The sequence below is a fragment of the Pseudobacteroides cellulosolvens ATCC 35603 = DSM 2933 genome, assembly GCF_001262605.1.
Lineage (GTDB): Bacteria > Bacillota > Clostridia > Acetivibrionales > DSM-2933 > Pseudobacteroides > Pseudobacteroides cellulosolvens.
In genome coordinates this window covers 1999290-2022500 of the sequence record NZ_LGTC01000001.1, presented here as the reverse complement: position 1 = coordinate 2022500, position 23211 = coordinate 1999290, and the positions used below count along the sequence as shown (strand labels likewise).

16 protein-coding genes and 2 rRNA genes (1 of these 18 cut by a window edge) are annotated in these 23211 nt (G+C 35.7%); 14 read left to right on the top strand and 4 right to left on the bottom strand.

The window, feature by feature from the left end:
- Window positions 1-1476 (top strand): 23S ribosomal RNA (locus Bccel_RS08290) (it extends 1575 nt beyond the left edge of the window).
- 446 nt (window positions 1477-1922) lie between these two features.
- A 5S ribosomal RNA gene (rrf, locus tag Bccel_RS08285) occupies window positions 1923-2039 on the top strand.
- Between the two features lie 119 nt (window positions 2040-2158).
- Here the strand turns inward: rrf and Bccel_RS08280 are convergent.
- Window positions 2159-4636, bottom strand: coding sequence for a hypothetical protein (locus Bccel_RS08280; protein WP_036941245.1), 2478 nt, complete (start codon window positions 4634-4636; stop codon window positions 2159-2161).
- 366 nt (window positions 4637-5002) lie between these two features.
- Here Bccel_RS08280 and Bccel_RS08275 point away from each other — a divergent pair, with 366 nt between their 5' ends.
- The 6 genes from Bccel_RS08275 to Bccel_RS08250 all read left to right on the top strand — a co-directional run bounded on the left by Bccel_RS08275 (window position 5003) and on the right by Bccel_RS08250 (window position 13153).
- Window positions 5003-7537 carry an RICIN domain-containing protein gene (locus tag Bccel_RS08275; protein WP_082225132.1) on the top strand — a complete coding sequence of 845 codons (2535 nt, stop codon included), beginning with the start codon at window positions 5003-5005 and terminating at the stop codon, window positions 7535-7537.
- A 395-nt stretch (window positions 7538-7932) separates the two neighbouring features.
- Entirely contained in the window at window positions 7933-8826 is an 894-nt protein-coding gene (gene spoIIGA / locus Bccel_RS08270) for a sigma-E processing peptidase SpoIIGA (RefSeq protein ID WP_036941248.1), read from the top strand.
- Window positions 8827-8879: 53 nt separating this feature from the next.
- Entirely contained in the window at window positions 8880-9611 is a 732-nt protein-coding gene (sigE, locus tag Bccel_RS08265; RefSeq protein WP_036941251.1) for an RNA polymerase sporulation sigma factor SigE, read from the top strand.
- Between the two features lie 178 nt (window positions 9612-9789).
- Window positions 9790-10563: an RNA polymerase sporulation sigma factor SigG gene (gene sigG / locus Bccel_RS08260; RefSeq protein WP_036941254.1), complete on the top strand. Its 774-nt coding sequence runs from the start codon at window positions 9790-9792 to the stop codon at window positions 10561-10563.
- A gap of 264 nt (window positions 10564-10827) precedes the next feature.
- Window positions 10828-11283, top strand: a complete 456-nt coding sequence (gene nrdR / locus Bccel_RS08255; protein ID WP_036941257.1) for a transcriptional regulator NrdR — start codon at window positions 10828-10830, stop codon at window positions 11281-11283.
- Between the two features lie 22 nt (window positions 11284-11305).
- The gene (locus Bccel_RS08250) at window positions 11306-13153 is read left to right on the top strand and encodes a motility associated factor glycosyltransferase family protein (protein WP_242853115.1); all 1848 of its coding nucleotides are present in this window, start codon (window positions 11306-11308) and stop codon (window positions 13151-13153) included.
- Window positions 13154-13324: 171 nt separating this feature from the next.
- Here Bccel_RS08250 and Bccel_RS08245 read toward each other — a convergent pair whose 3' ends face one another.
- Window positions 13325-13498: a Flp family type IVb pilin gene (locus Bccel_RS08245; RefSeq protein ID WP_036941259.1), complete on the bottom strand. Its 174-nt coding sequence runs from the start codon at window positions 13496-13498 to the stop codon at window positions 13325-13327.
- A 300-nt stretch (window positions 13499-13798) separates the two neighbouring features.
- On the opposite strand from Bccel_RS08245, the gene Bccel_RS08240 reads away from it, so the two are divergent.
- Entirely contained in the window at window positions 13799-14182 is a 384-nt protein-coding gene (locus Bccel_RS08240) for a VOC family protein (RefSeq protein ID WP_036941262.1), read from the top strand.
- A gap of 426 nt (window positions 14183-14608) precedes the next feature.
- Window positions 14609-15922, top strand: coding sequence for a phenylacetate--CoA ligase family protein (locus tag Bccel_RS08235; protein ID WP_050753273.1), 1314 nt, complete (start codon window positions 14609-14611; stop codon window positions 15920-15922).
- 128 nt (window positions 15923-16050) lie between these two features.
- Here the strand turns inward: Bccel_RS08235 and Bccel_RS08230 are convergent, their stop codons facing one another.
- Both Bccel_RS08230 and Bccel_RS08225 read right to left on the bottom strand, forming a co-directional pair.
- Window positions 16051-16920: a response regulator transcription factor gene (locus Bccel_RS08230; protein ID WP_036941265.1), complete on the bottom strand. Its 870-nt coding sequence runs from the start codon at window positions 16918-16920 to the stop codon at window positions 16051-16053.
- Window positions 16917-18728, bottom strand: coding sequence for a cache domain-containing sensor histidine kinase (locus tag Bccel_RS08225; protein ID WP_036941268.1), 1812 nt, complete (start codon window positions 18726-18728; stop codon window positions 16917-16919). Before Bccel_RS08225 ends, Bccel_RS08230 begins: the two co-directional genes overlap by 4 nt.
- A gap of 264 nt (window positions 18729-18992) precedes the next feature.
- Here Bccel_RS08225 and pgeF point away from each other — a divergent pair, with 264 nt between their 5' ends.
- The 4 genes from pgeF to Bccel_RS08205 all read left to right on the top strand — a co-directional run bounded on the left by pgeF (window position 18993) and on the right by Bccel_RS08205 (window position 23062).
- Window positions 18993-19832, top strand: a complete 840-nt coding sequence (pgeF, locus tag Bccel_RS08220; RefSeq protein WP_152965961.1) for a peptidoglycan editing factor PgeF — start codon at window positions 18993-18995, stop codon at window positions 19830-19832.
- Between the two features lie 123 nt (window positions 19833-19955).
- On the top strand, window positions 19956-21620 hold the full coding sequence (locus tag Bccel_RS08215) for a peptide ABC transporter substrate-binding protein (RefSeq protein WP_036941270.1): 1665 nt from the start codon (window positions 19956-19958) through the stop codon (window positions 21618-21620).
- A gap of 24 nt (window positions 21621-21644) precedes the next feature.
- Window positions 21645-22145 carry a signal peptidase II gene (gene lspA / locus Bccel_RS08210; protein ID WP_036941273.1) on the top strand — a complete coding sequence of 167 codons (501 nt, stop codon included), beginning with the start codon at window positions 21645-21647 and terminating at the stop codon, window positions 22143-22145.
- Complete coding sequence (locus Bccel_RS08205) at window positions 22145-23062, top strand: RluA family pseudouridine synthase (RefSeq protein ID WP_036941276.1); 918 nt, start codon at window positions 22145-22147, stop codon at window positions 23060-23062. The genes lspA and Bccel_RS08205 overlap by 1 nt, the downstream gene beginning before the upstream one ends.
- Window positions 23063-23211: the final 149 nt, after the last annotated feature.

Genomic DNA, 23211 nt, shown 5'->3' with positions numbered 1-23211 from the left:
TGTACTACCGTTAGCCGCTATTAGAGAAGTGGGGACGCAGGAGGATAAGTCAAGCGAGTGACTGGAAGAGCTCGTTCAAAGAAGGTAGACAGTTTGGTAGGCAAACCCGCCAGACGGTTCGAATATCTTATGAGGAGGGAAATTAGAGTACCGAAGTGACAGATTCCACGCTGACGAGAAAAGCCACTATCGAGGATGATGGTACCCGTACCGCAAACCGACACAGGTAGGTGAGGAGAGAATCCTAAGACGATCGGGAGAAGCGTTGTTAAGGAACTCGGCAAATTGACCCCGTAAGTTCGCAATAAGGGGTGCCTCAGCAATGAGGTCGCAGAGAATAGGCCCAAGCAACTGTTTATCAAAAACACAGGTCTCTGCTAAATCGAAAGATGAAGTATAGGGGCTGACGCCTGCCCGGTGCTGGAAGGTTACGGGAATCTGTAAGTCGCAAGGCGAAGCAGTGAACTTAAGCCCCAGTAAACGGCGGCCGTAACTATAACGGTCCTAAGGTAGCGAAATTCCTTGTCAGGTAAGTTCTGACCCGCACGAATGGCGTAATGACTTGGGCACTGTCTCAACAACGTACCCGGCGAAATTGTAGTACTTGTGAAGATGCAAGTTACCCGCGACTAGACGGAAAGACCCCATGGAGCTTTACTGTAGCCTGATACTGGGTTTCGGTATTCTTTGTACAGGATAGGTGGGAGGCTTGGAAGTAGTGGCGCTAGCCATTATGGAGCCAATGTTGGGATACCACTCTAAGAGTACTGGAACTCTAACCAGAGTCCGTAATCCGGACTTGGGACAATGTCAGGTGGGCAGTTTGACTGGGGCGGTCGCCTCCCAAAAGGTAACGGAGGCGTCCAAAGGTTACCTCAGCACGGTTGGAAATCGTGCATCGAGTGCAAAGGCATAAGGTAGCCTGACTGCGAGACAAACAAGTCGAGCAGGTACGAAAGTAGGGCTTAGTGATCCGGTGGTATGAAAGTGGAATTGCCATCGCTCAACGGATAAAAGCTACCCTGGGGATAACAGGCTTATCTCCCCCAAGAGTCCACATCGACGGGGAGGTTTGGCACCTCGATGTCGGCTCATCGCATCCTGGAGCTGTAGTAGGTTCCAAGGGTTTGGCTGTTCGCCAATTAAAGCGGTACGCGAGCTGGGTTCAGAACGTCGTGAGACAGTTCGGTCCCTATCTGTCGCGGGCGCAGGATATTTGAAGGGATCTGTCCTTAGTACGAGAGGACCGGGATGGACGAACCTCTAGTGCACCAGTTGTCACACCAGTGGCACAGCTGGGTAGCCAAGTTCGGCAGGGATAAACGCTGAAGGCATCTAAGCGTGAAACCCACCCTAAGATGAGATATCCCACCGTAAGGGTAAGACCCCATGTAGACTACATGGTTGATAGGTCAGGAGTGTAAGTGCAGTAATGCATTAAGCTGACTGATACTAATAGGTCGAGGGCTTGACCAAATTAAAACAGGTATTTATATAAAGTAGGTCTTTTAAAGTAGTTATGATCAAATTCTTGTCAATATTACTTCATTATATAGTTTTGAGGGTATATAAGAAATCACTTAGACGCTACTTCCGATTCGAGCGAGTGTTGACGAAACTAAGTCAACACATGAGCGAGATTAGCGGAAGTTAGGATAAGAGATTTCAAGAAATCACTTAGACATTACTTCCGATTCGAGCGGGTGTTGACGGAATTAAGTCAACACATGAGCGAGATTAGCGGAAGTTAGGATAAGGGATTCCAAGAAATCATTTAGACATTACTTCCGATTCGAGCGGGTGTTGACGAAACTAAGTCAACACATAAGCGAGATTAGCGGAAGTTAGGATAAAGGATTTCAAGACCCGATAATTAAATAGTCAAAGATTGGCCCAAGGGAAACCTAAAGTCAATTAAATTTTCTGGTGATGATTACGAGAAGGTCACACCCGTTCCCATCCCGAACACGGCAGTTAAGCTTCTTAGTGCCGACGATACTTAGACGGTTGCGTCTTGGTAAAATAGGTAGTCGCCAGATTTATATCAGAGCCTTATGCGAATAGCATAAGGCTCTGTGTTTGTCTTCAGCAGCACTTAGATAAAGTCATGGTCAAAGATAAAAAGTGCTGCAAAGTAGGAATGCAGCACTTTCTCCAGTTATTTTACCTTATAGATTTGTGTATTGCTGGAAGCATTATTGTGTGCCAGCTTGAACGTATTCTTTATCAGCTCTTCATTTAAGCGATAATCCTTAGTCTCCCTGTTGGAATTATCAATAACTATATAATCTATATTATTCTCTTGGACAAGTTCTTTTAAAGTATTGGCATCTGCGGCACCATATATATTTTTTACAATTCCCATTCTTTTGTCCCAATCATACCCGGCAGTACTTACAAAATAAGCACCTCCTAAAAATACATTTCTTCCTCCTAACAATACTACATGTATAAAGTCAGGATTAATGAGAAATACATCTTTGGGGTTAGTGCTGTCCTCAACCCAATTCATAGTGGGATCTTTCATGCTGTATAACCTTCCAGGCACTGATGGATTATCCATATTATAAAGCACTAATCCGTCAATAATCCCTGAAGAAGTAAGTGCTAATATAAGAATAGCAGCAACAGAAATCGATAATGCTCTGATAAAATCAAATTTACGTTTTATTATAGTTACAACAATAAATATAACAACTGCTATAACCAAAGCCAAAATATTCGCAGGAATAAAGAGCTTTTCAAATTTAAATAAAACAGCTGATACATAAAATGCAATTTCTGAAAGCCCAATTATAACAACCGGGACTGAAAAGCTTTTTGAAACGAACAGCCTGGATAGCATGTTTGCAATTATTATATTTAAAAGTATGACAGAGAAAATAATAATAACATGGTTGGCACCTACATCAGATGAGAAGGAAAATAGTGTTGCCATAACCATAGGTGACAGGAAGGCTATGGTCAGCCATCTTCCGCCTTTTTTTGAAAAAGGAATGCTTGTTAAAAGAAGTAAAAGCATAAGACCGAGAAGCTGCAGGTAGAATAAAAGAATATTGTAAGATAAATTGGGTATCAATTTTATAAACTCGTTATAATTTCCCTGCTCAAGAAAAGCTTTTGCGGTAGTATTAACACCATTTGGGAATTCGGCAAGGTATCCTATGCATAAATTAACGCTGCTTGCTGATATTTGCCCGCCCGTAAAAAATAGAGTCTGAGCAAACACCATTATAATAGATATTGCAGCAATATTTAGATACTCCAATCTGTGCTTGGAGAATATTGCCATGAAGAAAAGTACAGGCAGCAGGGAAATTACTACGGAACCGTTCCAGAAGCTGATCAAACCAAGAAGTAAGCCTGCAAAAACAGAACGCTTAATATTAGTAGGTACCCATGCATCTTTATTTCTTATAAACTCATCAACCCAAAATTTCCTTCTTAATGAGACCATAGAAGGTTCAGCTACTGAATTTTCAGCTTGAATTTGATCTTCCTTAGTACTTGAAGTTGAATTAAACTTGTTTATTTCCTCAATCGCTTTTTTATGGGTTTTCCGTAACTTTGAAATCATATTTTTGAAAAGAGGAAATACTATAATTAAAACCAGCATGGCTATAGCAAGAGCAAACACGTAATGACGTTTGTTGACAAATACCTTCTGTGCATAAAAGCCCCAGTCTTCATGTGCTGTTTTTCCAATATTGGCGGTATTATTTAAAATAGTTGTCAGATATTCTTTAAGCGTTGAAAGATACTTCATGATTCCTTCTTCAGATGAGCTTTTCAATTTAAGATCTGCTGAGTATGTGAACACTGCAAATGAACTCCGGAACATGAATAATACTGCTGCAAGGACGGCAGTAAGTCTGTTGCCGAACATCAAGACTACAAGAGAATACAAAAGCATCAAGAACGCAAGCATGGATAGGATGCTTGGAAGGTTGAATGCCCAATCAATACGTAATCCAAGAAACTCAAGATTACCTGAAAGAAAGTGGAACATGAAATGGTACATAACATTGTTGCCTGTGATACTGCCGGATCCACTTGCACCATAGTGGGGATATTCGGTAGGGAAATTGGAGCCTTCCGAAAAGGAGCGAATCATAGGTATGTGACCTCCAAAATCGCTGAAAACAGACATTCCCAACATCATTTCATTGGTATTGTTTACATTGAAAGAGCGTATCATAAAAACACTCCACAAAGTAAGGCAGACCAACACGTAAATTAACTCGGTTTTATGGGACAGAACAAAATCATTAAATTCCGGAATACCTATTTTTTTAAGATTGTCGAAAAACAGCGTGTAATTTTCTTTATTTTTAATTGAAAATACTACTGTAAGTAGAGCTAGAATAATAAATGTAATTATATTACCGTAAATTAGAGGTCTTTCAATACCAGGAAACAAAGAAGCTATCCCATAAGTTAATAAGTAGGTAAACCATGTTACAAACAAGGTTCCTGTAAGAAATGCAGCAGGTAGAGTAACCATCCAGGTGCTAAGGGTTATTTTCTTCCCTAAAAGGCTTATTTCCTTTGATACATTAAATATTCTGGGGACAAATTTCTTTGTAAAGTTATATCCAACAAAAAAACTAAGAATTAAATATAAGATGCCTAACATGTTCAGCTCTCCTAAAATATTATTATAGAATTGACTTTTATGTCTATAACAATATTTTATACCTAAGTTTAAGCCATGGTCAATCAGTTAACTAAAATTAGGGGAAACTCTAATAATTTAATACTAATAGAGAAATGAAAATACATAATATAAAAATATGTAAAACAGCATGAGAAAGTGGTATATTAGAAGTATACTCTTTTATTTACAGATAAAGTTATATATCAGTTCGCTTGGAATAGCCTTTTTGGCGATTATGCTCAACTAGTATAACTAGTTTTACAGTTTTGTATATATAGATATCAATGTTATAAATAGATCACAATAATTAATATAAAAAAGATTATTATTAAAGGGGGATAAAAGATGTCGGAAATCAAGTTTCGTTCAGATCCGAAGGAGATGAAAAGGGAAGGTAACTGGTTAAAAAACTGCAGGAATATTTTTGTTATGCTGATTATTTCGTTATCTACCTGCATATTGGTTAACTCGACGGCTAATGCAGCCATAGCCAGCCTAACTAATGGTACTCAGTTTAAGGATACTTCAGGAAATGTGATTCATGCACATGGCGGAAGCCTTCTTAAGTACGGAAACTATTATTACTGGTATGGTGAATATCGCGATGGTTCAAACTACTTTTTAGGTGTTCGCTGTTACCGTTCAACTGATCTGATGAATTGGGAGTACAGGGGAGAAGTCCTAAAGCCCAGTTCTGCAGCAGAGCTCAACAAGTGCAATGTTGAAAGGCCTAAGGTCATGTACAATGCCTCCACAAAAGAATTTGTAATGTGGATGCACTGGGAAAACGGTGTCCATTATGGAGAAGCAAGGGCAGCTGTAGCATATTGCAGCACACCCGATGGCAATTTTACATATCAGGGAAGTTTTCGGCCTTTAGCTGATACTGGAGTAATAGATCATGACAAATCAGGGTATATGTCAAGGGATTGCAGCGTATTTGTAGACACTGACGGTAAGGGCTATTTCATTTCTGCAGCCAATGAGAATATGGATTTGATTTTATATGAGCTGACAAGTGATTATAGAAGAATTGCTTCTTTAAAAACAAAGCTTTTTGTAGGTAAGCAGAGGGAAGCACCATGTCTTATTAAAAGAAATGATTATTATTACCTTATAACTTCAGGATGTACAGGCTGGTCTCCAAATCAAGGAAAGTATGCATATTCAAAAAGCTTAAACACAGGATGGTCCGATTTAATAAATCTTGGCGATAATACTACTTATAAGTCCCAACCTGCATATATTGTTCCAGTCCAGGGAACTAGCGGAACTACATATCTTTATACAGGAGACAGATGGGCAGGTGCATGGAACGGTAAGGTAAACGATTCCCAGTATGTTTGGCTTCCATTGGTGTTCAAATCAGATACATCACTTGAACTTCCATTTTACAGTTCCATAAAGATAGATGCAGCTGCAGGAACAATTTCAGAAGATCTGGGTAACGTAGAATGCTATAAGGTAGTTAATGAAAACAGCGGAAAGGTTCTGGATGTAACGGATGGTTCCATAAATGACGGAGCAAGAATTATACAAAAAAGTGATAATGGAGGAGATAGCCAGAAGTGGTATTTTGCTGATATTGGAAGCGGTTATAATAGAATTATAAATGTTAAAAGCGGTAAAACACTTGATGTAAGCGATGAGTCAAAAGAAGACGGTGGTGCTGTAATCCAATGGAAAAATACAGGAGGAAACAATCAACAATGGAGTCTCACTGATATTGGAAATGGCTATTATAAAATTATAAACCGTAACAGCAGTAAGCTGCTGGATGTTACAAAGCAGTCCGTTGAAGATGGTGCTTTGGTGCAGCAGTGGGCAGAGGCAGGCGGCAAGAACCAGCATTGGAAATTAGTGCCTGTCAATGTAAGTGTTACACAAGCACCTACATCGACACCAACAAAAACATCATCAACACCCACATATATACCTGGAACAAAATCATTGGATTTAAATTCAGATGGTGTGATTAATATGTCAGATGTAATCATAATGGCATTAACGTTTAATGCCATTAGAGGAGATGGCAAATACAAAGATGCTTATGACACAAATTCCGACGGGGCAATAAATATGGCCGATGTTATTAAAATTGCAGAGAAGTTTAATACAATAATATCTGCCACACCTGCATCTGTTCAGGCAACACCTACCCCGGTAACAAGTAGTATCCCAGGATGGAAGTTAGTGTGGAAAGATGAATTTGACGATACCTCTATCAACACCGCTGATTGGGGTTATGAGATAGGTTATAAGAGAAACAATGAAGCACAGTACTATACCAACAGAAAAGAAAATGCAAGGTTAGAAAGTGGAAATCTTGTAATAGAAGCCAGGAGAGAGGACTACAGCGGATATAAATACACTTCGGCAAGTATAAATACCAGTGGAAAGAGAACATGGCAATACGGCCGCTTTGAGTTACGTGCCAAAATTCCTACACCAGCTGGCAGTTGGCCTGCATGGTGGACTCTTGGAGTGAATAATGGCTGGCCTAAAAATGGTGAAATAGACATTATGGAGTTCTATAAAGGAAAGATTCTGGCAAATGTTGCTTACCAGAATCCTCAAGGATCTATTGTATGGGATTCCTTTACAAAGGCGATTTCCAATTACAGCTCAAATTGGTCCAATGAGTTTCATACTTGGGTTATGGAATGGGATGCCGATAATATAAAGCTGTATTGTGATAATGAGCTTTTAAATACTTTCAGTGTAAACAGTGCAACAAACGGGACATACAATCCTTTCCGCCAGCCTCATTATATGCTTATAAATTTAGCTATTGGAGGAAATAATGGCGGCGACCCTTCACAAACCACATTTCCACTAAAGTACTATGTTGATTATGTACGTGTGTACCAGAAACAATGATAATTCTGTTTTGATGAATATGCATTATAATTAATAAAAAGACGGGCTGTATGGTGATATACAACTCGTCTTTTTATGTAGAACAAAATCATTTAACGATTTTGTTCTACATAAAAAGTGATTAATCTATTACATTTGTCTAAGGCAAACTCTACTTTTTATATGCATAAAACAATATCTTGCCCTTAAAATATCTCAGCACAGGTGCAAAAGAATACATGGGGTATTTTGTCAATTTGTTCTTATATTTCTACAGTTTGGTTTGACAAAAACTACTCAATTAAAATTATATAATATACATAAACCTAAGACCTGCTGAATATAAGTATATTACATATTTATTTTAATACTGCTGAATTTATAGAAAATAATCTACATATACGGGGTAATCATGCGTGGAAATTTATTTGGATGTATTATTTTTGGAAAATCTGGTTATTAATTTTTTAATTCTGTATGTTACATCTATCTTTTCAAAAGTAAGGGTATCTAGCTTGAGAATTGCTGTGGGTGCTGCAATTGGTGCATCATATGTGGCAGTCCTGATTCTGCTGCCCGGTATGAAGGTATATGGAACAATTATTGCAAAGCTGCTTCTGTCTGCTGGAATTATTGCTATTACATTTACACCTGAAAAGTTGAAAAGCTTTTTAAAGGTTCTTGCAATGTTTTATGTTTCTTCTTTTATATTTGCAGGAGCTGCTTTTGCATTTATTTATTTCAACCAGTCCGGTGGATTTGTAAGGAATGGAATAGTATATGTATTCTGGAGGTATAAGCTTACAGTTTTGGTACTTTCTCTTATGATGGTTGGAATAGTTGTAAAGATACTGATAGAGATTATCCAAAGCAGAACAAAGGAAAAATATCTGATGCCAATAAAGATATCTTTCGAAGACAATGTAATTGAACTGGCAGCCTTAGTTGACACGGGAAATTCACTTCATGACCCTTTGACCAATATGCCTGTCATTATTGTAGAGTATTTGGCTATCAAGGATGTGTTACCAGCTGATATCCAGGATATATTTAAGGAATCCAAAGAAAATGATCTGGACAATATATCTAGAGTAATATCCAATTCAAAATGGTTTTCCAGATTCAGACTTATACCTTTTATGTCAATAGGAAAGGATAATGGAATATTGATAGGTTTTAAGCCTGACTACATTGAAATAGGGAAAGACGATGAGAAGAAGGGGGTAAAGGATGTGGTTGTCGGCATATGTAATAAAACATTGTCAAGAAATGAGGGGTATAGGGCACTTTTAAATCCTGAACTGGTTTAGGGACATAGCTTTTTACCTATATTAAAATTTATTAAATAAAAGGGGATGAAGGAATGTTTATAGGCAAGAAGATCAAGTTTATGCTGCTAATAAAGTATATTAATATTCTAAAGAAATTTGGCAGGTATAAGGGATCGCCCATACACTATATCGGTGGAAGTGATGCACTACCTCCTCCGCTAAGCAATGATGAGGAGAGCTTTCTCTTAAACAAACTTGAAAACAGCGACTTTGGAGTTAAAACAATACTTATTGAGAGAAATTTAAGACTGGTTGTCTACATAGCAAGGAAGTTTGAAAATACAGGGATTGGAGTGGAAGACCTCATATCCATAGGAACAATAGGTCTTATAAAAGCAATAAATACCTTTAATCCTTCTAAAAATATAAAGCTTGCAACGTATGCATCAAGGTGTATAGAAAATGAAATATTGATGTATTTAAGAAGGAATAATAGGATCAAGACGGAGATATCAATTGATGAGCCGCTCAATATAGACTGGGATGGTAATGAGCTGCTTTTATCCGATATTTTGGGTACAGAAAATGATCTCATTCACAGGAGTATTGAAGATGAGGTTGACAGAGAACTTCTAAATATTGCTATTAAAAAGCTTACAAACAGGGAAAAGAAAATTATGGAACTGAGATTCGGCTTGGAGAGCGGTATAGAAAAAACCCAGAAGGAAGTTGCTGATATGCTTGGTATTTCCCAATCATATATCTCAAGACTGGAGAAGAGAATCATATCAAGGCTTAAAAAAGAAATAAGCAGAATGATGTAAGGAATGACTCAAATATTCCTAAGGAATGACTAAAACCCTTGGAATCAGTAAATTATACATAATGAGTTGCAATTCATCTTATAAAAATCTTTAGTGTAAATTATGTTTTTTACAGTATAAAAAAACCTCTCAGGCAATAATGATATTGACAAAATATTAGCTGCCGGGAGGTTATTCTATGCTTATAAATAAAGTAGAGATTTGCGGAGTAAATACGTCTAAATTACCAGTACTATCCAATGAACAAAAGAAGGTTTTATTTGAAAGAATGCACAAAGGGGACACCACGGCACGAGAGGAATTTATTAAGGGTAATCTTAGGCTAGTTTTAAGTGTAATACAAAGGTTTAATAATAGAGGCGAATATGTGGACGATTTGTTTCAAGTAGGTTGTATAGGCCTTATAAAAGCTATTGACAATTTTGATGTTTCTCAGAATGTGAAATTTTCTACTTATGCTGTACCTATGATAATAGGTGAGATCAGAAGATACTTAAGAGATAACAATTCCATACGTGTAAGCAGATCTCTAAGGGATATTGCATATAGAGCATTACAGGTAAAGGAAAGGATGACAAATAACAATTCAAAGGAACCGACAGTAGACCAGATTGCCTTGGAGCTTCAGATTCCTAAAGAGGATGTAGTTTTTGCATTGGATGCAATACAAGATCCTATCTCATTATTTGAATCGGTCTATCATGACGGCGGTGACGCTATTTATGTTATGGATCAGGTTAAAGATGAAAAAAATCAGGATGAAAACTGGCTTGAGGAAATAGCATTGAAAGAAGCCATGAGGAGGCTAGGAGAGAGGGAAAAACATATACTGAATTTGAGATTTTTTGAAGGAAAGACCCAGATGGAGGTTGCAGAAGAAATAGGGATTTCCCAGGCACAGGTATCGAGACTTGAAAAGACAGCACTTATGCATATGAAAAAATATATTTAGGATTAATAACATATTTAACATAAATATCTTTATTATCCGATAATACTGTGGTAGAATTTAAGAAAAATATGCTGAAAACTTTAATATATAGATGCTATGGCAAAAAATACAAAATTATTAATTTAATTCATTTAGTTATGATCGAAAAATAACTTTCGCTATAAATTTCTCTCATATGTTGACTTAACTCGTTAAACTCGTATAGGAAGTGGAAGTAATTTTTCATTCATACCTTAATATATTTTAAAATAGGGAGGGGATTTTGTGAGGTGCCCATTTTGCGGCTTTATTGATGACAAGGTAATTGACTCAAGGCCTACGGATGAAAACTCTGCAATCAGAAGAAGAAGGGAGTGCACCAATTGTTCTAGGCGATTTACAACATATGAGAAGGTTGAGAGTTTGCCTATTATGGTGGTAAAGAAAGACAAAACCCGTCAGATATTCGATAGGCAGAAGCTTATGAATGGTCTTATGAGGGCTTGTGAAAAAAGACCTGTATCAATGGAGGATCTGGAAAAGCTTGTTAACAACATAGAAGGTCAGGTTTGCAATTCTTTAAAGAGGGAAGTAACATCCAATGAATTGGGTGAGATGGTTATTTCCAAGTTAAAAGAGCTGGATGAAGTTGCTTATGTACGTTTTGCATCGGTTTACAGGCAGTTTAAGGATATAAACACCTTTATGGATGAGCTCAGGAAGATAATCGGGGACAAATAACCTCTTATAAGAGGAGTGGATAATGATGAATGAGGTATTGCAAAAGAATCTCAAGCTTTTGGAAAAACATCAACCTAATGTATATAAAAAGATTCAGCTATATACAAATAATCGTTATGTGCCACAAAATAATATTATTGAAAAAATAGTTTTGGCAAAACAGGGTGATATAATAATAAACATGCTTGTAAAGATAAATGGTGAGGATTATATACTTTGTGACCATGAAGATCCTATAAATGAGGCTTACAGGTGGATTGACAAGTATATTGACCCAACCAATAAAGCAGATATAGTCTTTGGCATGGGCTTTGGTTATCATCTTGAGGTACTGCTTACAGGATTTAAGAACAAAAAGGTAATCATAGTAGAGCCCGACATAAGTTTGTTTTTTCATATCATTAGCATCAGAAATCTTGAACTAATTATTAAAAAGTCTGAAATTTTACTTGATGAATCAATTGAAAATGTTTTGGAAAGAGTAAAGCTTCTCTTGTGGGATACCCGGCAGGGAGGCATCCAGTGTGAACCCTTTGAAGTTTACGGATATATGTTTGATTCTTTGTGGGATGATCTAAGAAGCAAATTCATAAAACAGGCAGAGAATTTTAATGTGGATTTTTCTACAAAGAGGGTGTTCGGAGAGCTTTGGACAGCCAACAGTTTGGAAAATTCACAAAGAATTAATGAGGCTTCCAATTTTCAGGGTCTTATAGGAAAGTTCACAGGCATGCCTGGGATACTAATATCTGCGGGGCCTTCACTTAGAAAGAATATACACCTTTTAAAAGAAATTCAAGATAAGGCTGTTTTAATGGCAGCAGGAAAAGCTGTTGCAGTCTTAGAGGAATACGGCATTACTCCGCATTTTATGGTAGGGATAGATGCAAGTGAGGCTGAAGCTGAGCTTCACAGCAAAGTTAAAAGCAGTAATATCTACTTTATATATACCAATCAGATAGCTGCGGGTTCTGTAAAGAGCTATAGAGGACCTAAATTTCTTATGAATTATCCGGTAGACAATTTTACATCAGAGTTTTTAAAGTTCGCAAATATAAAAAGTGAATATGTATTAAGCGGACCTTCAGTTGCCAATACATGCGGGGACTTGCTTTTTAGAATGGGTTGTAACCCTATTATTTTAGTGGGGCAGGATCTTGCATATACAGGAAGAAGGGTTAATGAAGCAGAGAATAATGATCCAAATCTGGTGTTGGAAAATGATGTGTTTGGTCAGCCTATTTATACAAATACTGTATTTTTGGCAATGAGGAACTGGTTTGAAAGCTATTTTGAAAAGATTAAGGATAAGGTTGAGGTATTTAACGCAACAGAAGGCGGGCTGAATATTGAAAATATAAAAAATTGCCGGCTTGAGGAATTGATATCCCGTATAAAGCCAGTTGAAAGTGATATTGAAGCACTAATTTCACGTATATATAAACAAAGCAGATTTGATATTGAAATGGATAAAAAGCTGGGTCATTTTACAAATAGGCTTGGTGCTGAGATTAGCAAGTTTGAAAGACTGTTTAATGAGCAGGAAAGTATAGTTGATTCAATTGCTAAAGATATCTACCATCCATCAAAGAACAAAAACCTTTTTAACAAAATGGCTAAAAGGGTCTCAGAAATTACTGATATGCTAATGGATTCGGAATATTACAATGTTCTTTTGAAAAATCTTGTAGATATTGATTTCTATTTGATTAAGCTTGAAGTTGACAGGGCAACAAAAGAATATAGAGATTATGGAGAAATAAAGCAAGTATTTACTAAGGCAATGAAACATCAAATAATACTTGTAAAGGATAGAACCCAAAAAATTAAGGGATATATGGAAGCTTCATCAGCAATAGGAGTCGGATAACAATATCTTATGTAATAAAGATGTGTAAGACTTGATTTACAGTTGTAATTGTTATCGGCATAAGTAGTTTTACTTAAATTAACTGCAAAAAACCAAATGGTCAAATAGCCTTCAGTAAGGCAATTTGACCATTTCGGTAGATTATAATATTTATTATGACAACATATGCGGTTACATTTTGTTTGAAACATTGTTGAAGAGGTTTGCAATTTTTGGCCCAAGGAGAACGAGTGCTGCAATAACTGCAACAGCTATAAGAGATATAATTAAACCGTACTCAACCATGCCCTGGCCCTTTTTACTGTTTAAATAAGTTTTTACATAATCATAATAAAATTTTAACATAGAGATTCCACCTTTCAATAATTACATTTAAATTTGCTAATTGACATTGGCAAAGAAGCATTTATGTTTTGAAAAAGTACGTTTCGGATTTAAGAAAGTAATTTGACATTGATATGTGATTGCCGGCTTAATTTGTGTTACCTGATAGTTTAATTATAGAATTTTTGCTGTTATTGTTCCATATGCCACTAGTACTCAATTTTATGGTAATATAATACTATATAGTATTTAGGTATTATGGAATATCAATCATATTTAAGTAGTACTAAGGGTACAGAAATTTAAAGCTGAGGTGATTTTATGCACATTGAGCATGTTGCAATATGGACTAATGATTTAGAAAGACTTACGAACTTTTATGAAAAATATTTTGGCGGAAAGAGGAATAAAAAATACATCAATACTCAAAAGGAATTTGAGTCCTATTTTTTGATATTTGATGATGGTAGCAGGCTGGAAATCATGACAAAACCATTATTGGGCAACAGAATAAAAGAGCAGGCAATGATAGGTCTGGCCCATATTGCATTCTCAGTTGGAAGCAGGGAAGGGGTTATAAAGCTAACCGATTTACTTGTAAGTGATGGGTACAAGTTAGCTTCACCGCCAAGAACTACTGGGGATGGCTATTTTGAAAGTGCAGTTTTAGATCCTGATGGAAATATTGTAGAAATTTCTGCCTAAAGGTATTTTCTAAGTTTAAAAGTTAGACATATGAACCAGGGAAAATGTTTTGCAATAATTAATAAAGTAAAATGATTATTGCAAAACATATACGTAATAAATTTATCGAATTAGAATGATAAATGTCGAAACTGCAAAATAGTGCTAGTAATATGTATGTTAATATCAAAGATGACAATTTTATGCTATCCGTAAACAATTAATTCCATTGTAAACTATGCTAAAAGAAATTAGAGTATAGTTATATAAAAATCAATATTAATTGATTTTTTAAAAATCTGTCAGAAAAATATGGACAGTTTTCAAGTAAAATAATATAATTAATTTCCAAGGGTAATTGTTTAGCAACACAAATTAACTTGCATTAATTTTCATCAGATTATGGATCTTTGACTTTTCTTTTATATGGGGGTGGTTTAGGATGTTTTGAATGAAAATGTTTTAAAAAAACTGAATGAAACACTTACGCAATCCAGAAAGTCACATTTTAATAAGAATAGAATACCCGATAGGAAAATTGTATCGATAGAAGAATTTAAAAGATTACCTTTTACTACAAAAGATGATATAATAAATAATTCTCCAAATGGTTTTGTATGCGTTCCGAAGAAGGAATTATATCAATATCATGATACCTTTAGCTTCTCCGGTGGTTCTTCAGTTTCATGGTTTACCAAAAGCGAGCTCATTGAATGTGCAAAGAAAATAAATTCCGGTGGTATCGGGTTTAATGAGGATGACAGGGTGCTTGTAAGATTTCCGTATGCACTTTCAACCACAGCACACTTCACCCATATAGCTGCACAGATGAAGAATGCATGTGTAATACCTACCAGCTCCAAAAACAATATAACTCCGTTTACAAGAATTGTGTATATGATGAAAAAATTGGATGTTACAGTATTGGCAACCATGCCTATTCAGGCATTGCTAATTGCTGAGACAGCACAGATGATGGGTTATAATATAAAATCTGATTTTACAGCTTTAAGGGCTATTTATACTGCAGGGGAAGCTTTAACTCCAACAATGAGGAAGTCGATTGAGAGAATGTGGGGAGTACCCATATATGACTATTTTAGCACAACTGAGGTTGGTCCTGTTATGATTGAATGTGAACACAGGAATACCCATCCCTTGGACGAAAATTTCCTATTTGAAGTGTTGGACGAGAATCTGGATAAAGAAGTTGAAGCAGGAAAGACAGGTGCTCTTGCCATAACAACCTTAAACAAAAAGGCTACCCCACTAATTAGGTATTTGACCGGTGACAGGGCAAGGATATTATATAAGGAGTGTGCTTGCGGCCGGAAAATCTCAATGGAGATAGAGGGACGAAAACGTGATAGTGTCATAGTCGAAGATAGGGAATTCGATGTATGGATACTGGAGGAAATGGTCTCTTATCTGCCTGTTAACGGCATGTGGCTTTCAATACCTTATAGAAACGGTATAAAATTTCTTATAGAAAAGCATGCAGATGATGATGAAGTAACTGAAGAAATGATAAAATGGCTGGAAGAAAATTACCGCGTTCCTGTTTTTGTAGATTTTGTAGAAAAGGGATCGTTACATAGCAGATATGAATTATTAAAAAAGGAGAATGAATTTAAATATAAAGATAACGAGTTTTATATGGAATATATGCCTTATTACAGTAAGAGTATAAGTTGTGCAGAATTATTTAACAAGAAGATTCTTTATAGGACTAATATACTTTTCCAGAAGTGGAAGGTATAATTGTTGACTGATTTACAATAGCAAAATCATGAAATGATTTTGTCAACCTTGATTGTTGTCGTGATAAATTAAAAAAGCTTTTCATTCTTCTGATGAATGGAAAGCTTTTTATAGTTTGAAAGTTGTTACTAAAGCATACTGTTTTTATATTCCATAGGTGTCATGCCGGTGAGTTTTTTAAAGAGCCTGTAGAAATAGGTAACATCAGAAAAGCCAACCACTTCAGCAATTTCATATATTTTGTACTTAGGGTCACCAAGCAGCTTTTTTGCTTCCTCCACCCGGATGTTATTAAGAATGTCTATGAAATTACTTCCAGTTTCCTTCTTTAATAATTTGCTTAAATACCAAGTGCTTATATAAAGTTCTTCCGACAAAGTTTTTAAATTGATATTTTTGGAATAATTTTCACGAAGATAAATAAGAGCTCTGTTTACAAGGTACTTTGAATTTTTGGATGATTCGCTAACTTCATTGCCGTTTCCTTTACTATTTGTGCCGTCAGGCCCATCGTTATTATTATCATTTGGATCTAAAAAGTCCTGCAAATAGTACTTCCTTGAACCTTGTATTTCATTTGCTCTTTTTACTAATAATTTATAATGTTCTTTCTTTTCCTTTACTTTTTTAATTTCTTTTATTGCATCCTTAATAGCCTGGGTTATTTCGTCAACCTTTGAGGGTTTAAGTAGATACCTGAAAGCACCCAATTTTAAGGCTTCGCGAGCATACTCAAAATCTCTGAAACCGGTTAGTATTATTATTCTGCAGTCCTCTTTAATACTCTTTATCTCGGATATCATTTCCAGACCGCTTTTAGAAGACATCCTTATATCGGTAACAATAATATCCGGTTGCAATGAATTAATAAGCTCCAGACCATCCTCTCCGTCTTCAGCTTCACCGATAATTTCACAATTCATGCTGTTCCAGTCTATGATTTTTCTTAGTCCCTCTCGAATTATTTCTTCATCATCGATAATTACAACTTTTATCATATACCTACTCCTTGATCCTCATTAAACGGAAGTTTAAGGATTATTGTGGTTCCTTTGCCGGACTCACTGAAAATGTTTAGGCCGAATTCACTTCCGTATATAAGTTTAATTCTTCTATGTACATTCATTATACCAATTTTCGTCCTGCTTTCATACTGATTTTCTACATTTTCTTCCATGCTTTGCTTTAATTTTTTCAAAGTTTCGTCATCAATACCTTTTCCGTCGTCTGCAACGATAATAAGCAGCATGTCCTCTTCAATTGAAATTATCAGTTCAACAGTTCCTCCACCTTTTTTAGTTTCAAGCCCATGGTAGATCGAATTTTCTATTAACGGCTGAATAAGCAGCTTAGGTATTCTATAGTCTAATGCATCATCATCAATGGATTTAATAAATGAGATTTTTTTACCAAACCTTTTCTGAATAAGGAGGTTGTAATTATCTATATAGTCAAGCTCACGTCTTATTGGTATCATTTTTTCATTATTCCTGTCAAGGTTTGCATCAATTATGGAGGATAGGGCTGTTACCATTTCGCTTATATCATCTACCCCGTATAGCTTGGCTTTCCAGTTAATTGTTTCCAGCGTATTGCATAGAAAGTGCGGATTTATCTGAGCCTGAAGTGCCTTTATTTCAGCATCCTTCATCATAAGGCTTTCCTTATATACTTTATTTATGAGTCTGGTTATTTCTTCCGACATCCTGTTAAAGGTTTTAAAAACATAGCCAAGTTCATCATGCCTGTCATCAGAAACAGTTATCCCGGTGTTACCCTTTTCTATTTTATCCATCCTGTCTACAAGAAGGTACACCGGGTTTATAATATCCCTGTAAATAGTATAAATAAGTACTAGCCAAATCGGAAGCGTAATAAGGCAAAGAATGAATATAGTTAAAAGGACTTTTTTCATATCAACTAATAAATGGTTGGAAGATATAAAGACTGCAAGCTTCCATTTCAATTTGGGGATTTCATTATAAGATAGATAAATCATATCTCCGTTGTGCTTTGCACTATAAAAGCCATTGGGCTTTGATTTCTTTAAAAGCTCCTCGGAAGCTATCCTGTAATCTTCTTTAAATGAATTATAACTATAAAGAAGTAATCCACTATCATTGTATATGCTTACGTTCTGGATGTTGTAGGTCAGAAAATCATTTATAGTGCCAAAAAGGTAATCTTCATTAACCTTGCATACTAAAGTACCTATTACTTCACTAGATTGTCTGTGGAGGACTTCTCTAATGAGAAATATTTTTGTAGGTTTACCCTTTTCCTGCTGAAAATACCATATGGGGTTTCCAGAAGAGTTTTTTGCAAGCTGGAATAATTCCTTATTTGAGATAATACTCTCACTATCCAATTCCAAATTATCATCTGCATAGTAAGTAGCATTATTTGTATTAAATCTAAAGGCCATAAAATCAAATTCACTGCTTGCTGCTACATAACTGCCAAGATAAATTTCTATGTCGGATTTGAATGTTTGATAATTGGAAAGGTAAGGATTATCAAAGCCTGATTTCAATATGTCATGAGAGTTATATAACTTGTCGTCAATAAGTATTTTTGCCGAATTCTTTATAACACTATCCAGTCTATCGGATAAAATGGAGGAAAGTCCTGCAACGTTTTTTACAAGGTTTTCGGTAGATTTTTCCTTAAATACCGATGCATAGCTTTTATAACCTAAATAGGCTATGAAAATGACGGAGTACGCCATCAAAATGAATATAAGAAGGTTTAACTTGCTTTTTATTGATATACTGTAATATAATTTTCTGAATCTTTTGAAACCCACGATAATTTCCTTTCAATATTTGACCTATACGTATTATAACATGCTTGCAATATGTCTCATAAGATTTATTCGACAGTAAATTAATAATTTCCTTCTGTACTATAAAGTCTTTGGTTTGCAGTATGGTATTAAGTTATATTGAGAATCATATTATAATAAGCTATAATATGTATGGATGTATGAAGATAAGTAATATTTGAGTCATTACTATATAAAAATTAATATTGGTTTTTATGTAAAATTCGACTTAAAGGGGTGCACAATTTGAAGGAAATCTTTGAAAGAAATGAAAATATCACTTATAATTCAATTAATGGAGTTGAATTCATCCAGTTCAATAACTTAAAGAAATACGAAAGCATCATAAGTCATGGATTTACTACAAGGATAGGGGGAGTCAGTACTGGCGAATGCTCCTCTCTTAATATGGGATTTAACCGTAAGGACACCAGGGAAAATGTTTTGGAAAATTACAGGAGAGTTGCCCAGGTTCTTAATATAGACTGCAGCAATATGGTGTTGTCAAAGCAGGTTCATGATAGCAAAATAAAACCTTTGAATGAGCAGGACAGGGGAAAGGGAATATTTAAGGAAAGTGATATTTATGGCTATGATGGATTAATGACAAATAAGAGAAATGTTGCATTGGTTACTTTCTATGCTGATTGTGTCCCGCTGTTATTCTTTGATCCTGAAAAAAAAGTTATTGCAGAGTCCCATTCGGGCTGGCGGGGTACCTTGAAAGAGATCGCAAAGGAAACATTGGTCGCAATGCATAAAGAGTATGGATGCCAGACAGAAGATATAATAACAGCAATTGGACCGTCAATAGGAGTATGCTGTTTTGAGGTCGGTAAAGAAGTCTATGATGAATTTAAAGCAAAGCATCATGATATAGACATATTTTGCAAGTGGCTAAATGAGGATAAAGTGAAAATAGATTTGCAAAGTTTTATAAAAAGAACTATGTTAAATCAAGGTGTCAGAGAAGAAAATATTTGTATGAGCGGAATATGTACAAAATGTAACAATGATATATTCTTTTCCCACAGGGGGGATAATGGTAAGACAGGAAGCCTGACTTCCATAATGCAGCTTTTATAAGGAATGCCTTAGAAATAACTTCATATTCTCAAGGACAAAATCCCGACGATTTAACGGGGTTTTGGACGATGAGAATTGGATGGTATTTCTTAGCCATTACTAAAACATGTGAGGAGAATACAAATGAAGAGGAAACTTCTTAAGATAATTGCAGTGCTATTATGTATAAATATATTTCTTACGTCGTGCAGCCTCAGGGATAGTGTAAAAATAGAGGAAAAAGAAAATAATAAGGAAATGGGATTTAGTGGTGATATAATGGATAAGGGGCCGGTAAGGGGCGGAAATCTAAGGCTGTTTAGCACTATTCCAGATACACTTAATCCAATTTTAACCCAAAATCTCTATGTAAAAGATTTCTCAGATATGATATTTGAGGGCCTTGTAAAGCTTGATAAATCCAAGAAACCTATCCCTGTTCTTGCAGATAAATGGGAAGTTTCGCAAGATGGATTGACATGGACTTTTTATTTGCGTAATGATATTATTTGGCAGGATGGGACCCCGTTTGCTGCAGAGGATGTTGAATTTACTTTGAAAAATATTCAGGATCCAAAGGTAAATACATTATATAAAAAAAATGTTGAGGATATATCTGCTTTTACAGCAGTTAACAAGGGCACAATAAAAATTATTTTGAAAAAACCCAATTCTTTTTTGGCGGAATTAATGACCTTTCCAATATTATCTAAAAGGCATTTTAATGGAGAGAGTATTGCTGCATCAAAGAAAAATGATGCTCCTATGGGTACAGGACCTTACAGATTTGTGTCATCTGATGGAAAAACACTTATCAAATTAAATTTAAATGAAAGCTGGTGGAGGGCTGCCGGCAAGAAAGAAACTGCTCTTCCGTATATTAGCGATATAGACATAGTGCTCAACAGAAGCAGCAAGGATGCTATTAATGATTTTCAGGATGAAAGGATCGACTCAACTTATTTAAAAAATCGTGACTTCAGCAAGTTTAGCGGACGAAGCGATGTATATTTGAAAAAGTTTCCTAGCAATAATTATGAATTTATATCCCTAAACCTGAAAAATGCCATATTAAGTGATAAAGTGGTTAGACAGGCAATGGCATATGCTATTGACAAAGTTAAGTTAATTGATAAGATAATACCAGGCGAAGCTATAGCAGCAGATTTGCCTGTAATTCCAGATACATGGCTTTATGAGTCTAATGCCCTTTCATATACAGCCAGTGCTAAGAGTGCAAGGGATCTTCTTCTTCAAAACGGTTGGAGAGAGGACTTGAAAACAAGCACTATGTACAAGTCAATAGGTGGGGTATATAGAAAATTGGAATTGGAAATGCTTGTGAATGAGGATAATGATGTAAGATTCAGAGTAGCGGAAATGATTGCAAGCCAGCTTCAAGCTTGTGGAATTACGGTAAAGGTTACAAAGATGAAATGGGAGGATGAATTTAAGAAAATAAATAATAAAACTTATGATATGGCATTGTTAGGGTTAAGTATACCTGATTATTCGGATATATCTTATGCCTTTTCCTCAGATAGCTATGTCTTTAATACCTCTGGATATAAAAACCCTGAGGTTGACGGGTATTTGAAGCAAATCAGAAGTGAAAATGACGACTCCAAAAAGAAGTCCATGTTTTTTAACATGAGAAGTATAATAAGCGATGAGATGCCTTATATAGGATTGTATTTCTATAATCATGCTGTCCTTTTTAACAAGCGGGTAAGAGGGGACTTAAGTTCTTATCAGTGGAATAAGTATAATGATATAACAAAGTGGTACATTACAGCACCAGTCAGATAATTTATGATACTTGGAGGTTTTTATATGTTATGGATAGCAATTGCGATTGTAATAATTGCTTTAGATCAAATAAGCAAACTGCTGATTATCGGTAATATCAATTTGGGTCAGCAAATACCGATTATTAATGATTTCTTTTATATAACACATTGGAAAAATACAGGTGCCGCATGGGGAATGTTTCAAAATGGAAGGTTTTTCTTTATACCCTTTACAATTGCTCTTTCCATAGTTCTTATACGTATCCATATGAAGTCGGATAACAGGTTTTTAAAGCTTGCACTCACAATAATATTGGGCGGTGCCATGGGCAACTTTATAGATAGGGTATATCGCGGCAGTGTGGTGGATTTTTTGCAGTTTTTCTTTGGATCTTACCAGTTTCCAATATTTAATATTGCCGATTCTTTTGTTGTTATAGGTACTGTTCTCATGGTTTGTTATATTCTTTTTATGCAAAAAGAAAATCAAAAAATAGAAAGTCAAAAAAATGAAATTGAGAAAAAAGAGGTTGGAGAATCCTAATGGAAGAGATAAAGCTTGTTGCAGATACAATGGATATACGAATTGATTCTTGGGTTAGTGAAAAGCTGCCTGAGTATTCCAGAACGTATGTAAAAAAGCTGATTGATAATGAGTCGGTTATGGTAAATGGTAAGAAAGTTAAGTCAAATTATAAATTAAAATCGAATGATGAGGTTACAATCCTTGTACCTGATCCTGTAAAGCTTGATGTTGAGGCTGAGAAGATTGATATGGATATAGTTTATGAGGACAAGGATATTCTTGTAATCAACAAGCCGAAGGGAATGGTTGTTCACCCGGCAGTTGGAAATTATACCGGTACTTTGGTAAATGGACTTATGGACTACTGCGGAGACGATCTTTCCGATATAAATGGAGTTATCAGGCCGGGGATTGTTCACAGGATAGATAAGGATACTTCAGGGCTTCTAGTTGTAGCTAAGAATAACATATCCCATGAAAGACTGACAGAGATGCTGAAGTCTCATGATATTAAGAGAGTGTATTATGCCGTTGTTGATGGAGTCATAAGGGAGGAATCGGGCAAAATTGATGCACCTATAGGAAGACATCCAGTTGACAGAAAGAAGATGGCTGTAAATACAAAGAATGGAAGACATGCAGTTACCTATTTCAAGGTGCTAGAACGCTTTCAGGATGCAACCCTTATTGAGGTCAGGCTTGAAACCGGCAGGACTCATCAGATAAGGGTACATATGTCATATATAGGCTTTCCTGTAATGGGGGACGAAGTCTATGGAAGAAGAAATAAAAGCATTGATACTGATGGACAGGTTCTCCATGCAAAAATTCTGGAGTTTGTACACCCTGTAAGCTGTGAAAATATGAGGTTTGAGGTTGATTTGCCTGAATATTTTAAAGAAGTGCTGAAGTTAAAAGAATTTAGCCAGAACTAAAATTTATAGATTGAATAATTTATTTATTTTCTATAGACAATAAACTTATGTTGTGATATTATTAATTGAACTTAAATATGGAACCTTTAAATTAGTCCAGTGAGGCTGAAAGGTATAATTTACAAGTGTTATTTAGCATATGTAGCTTC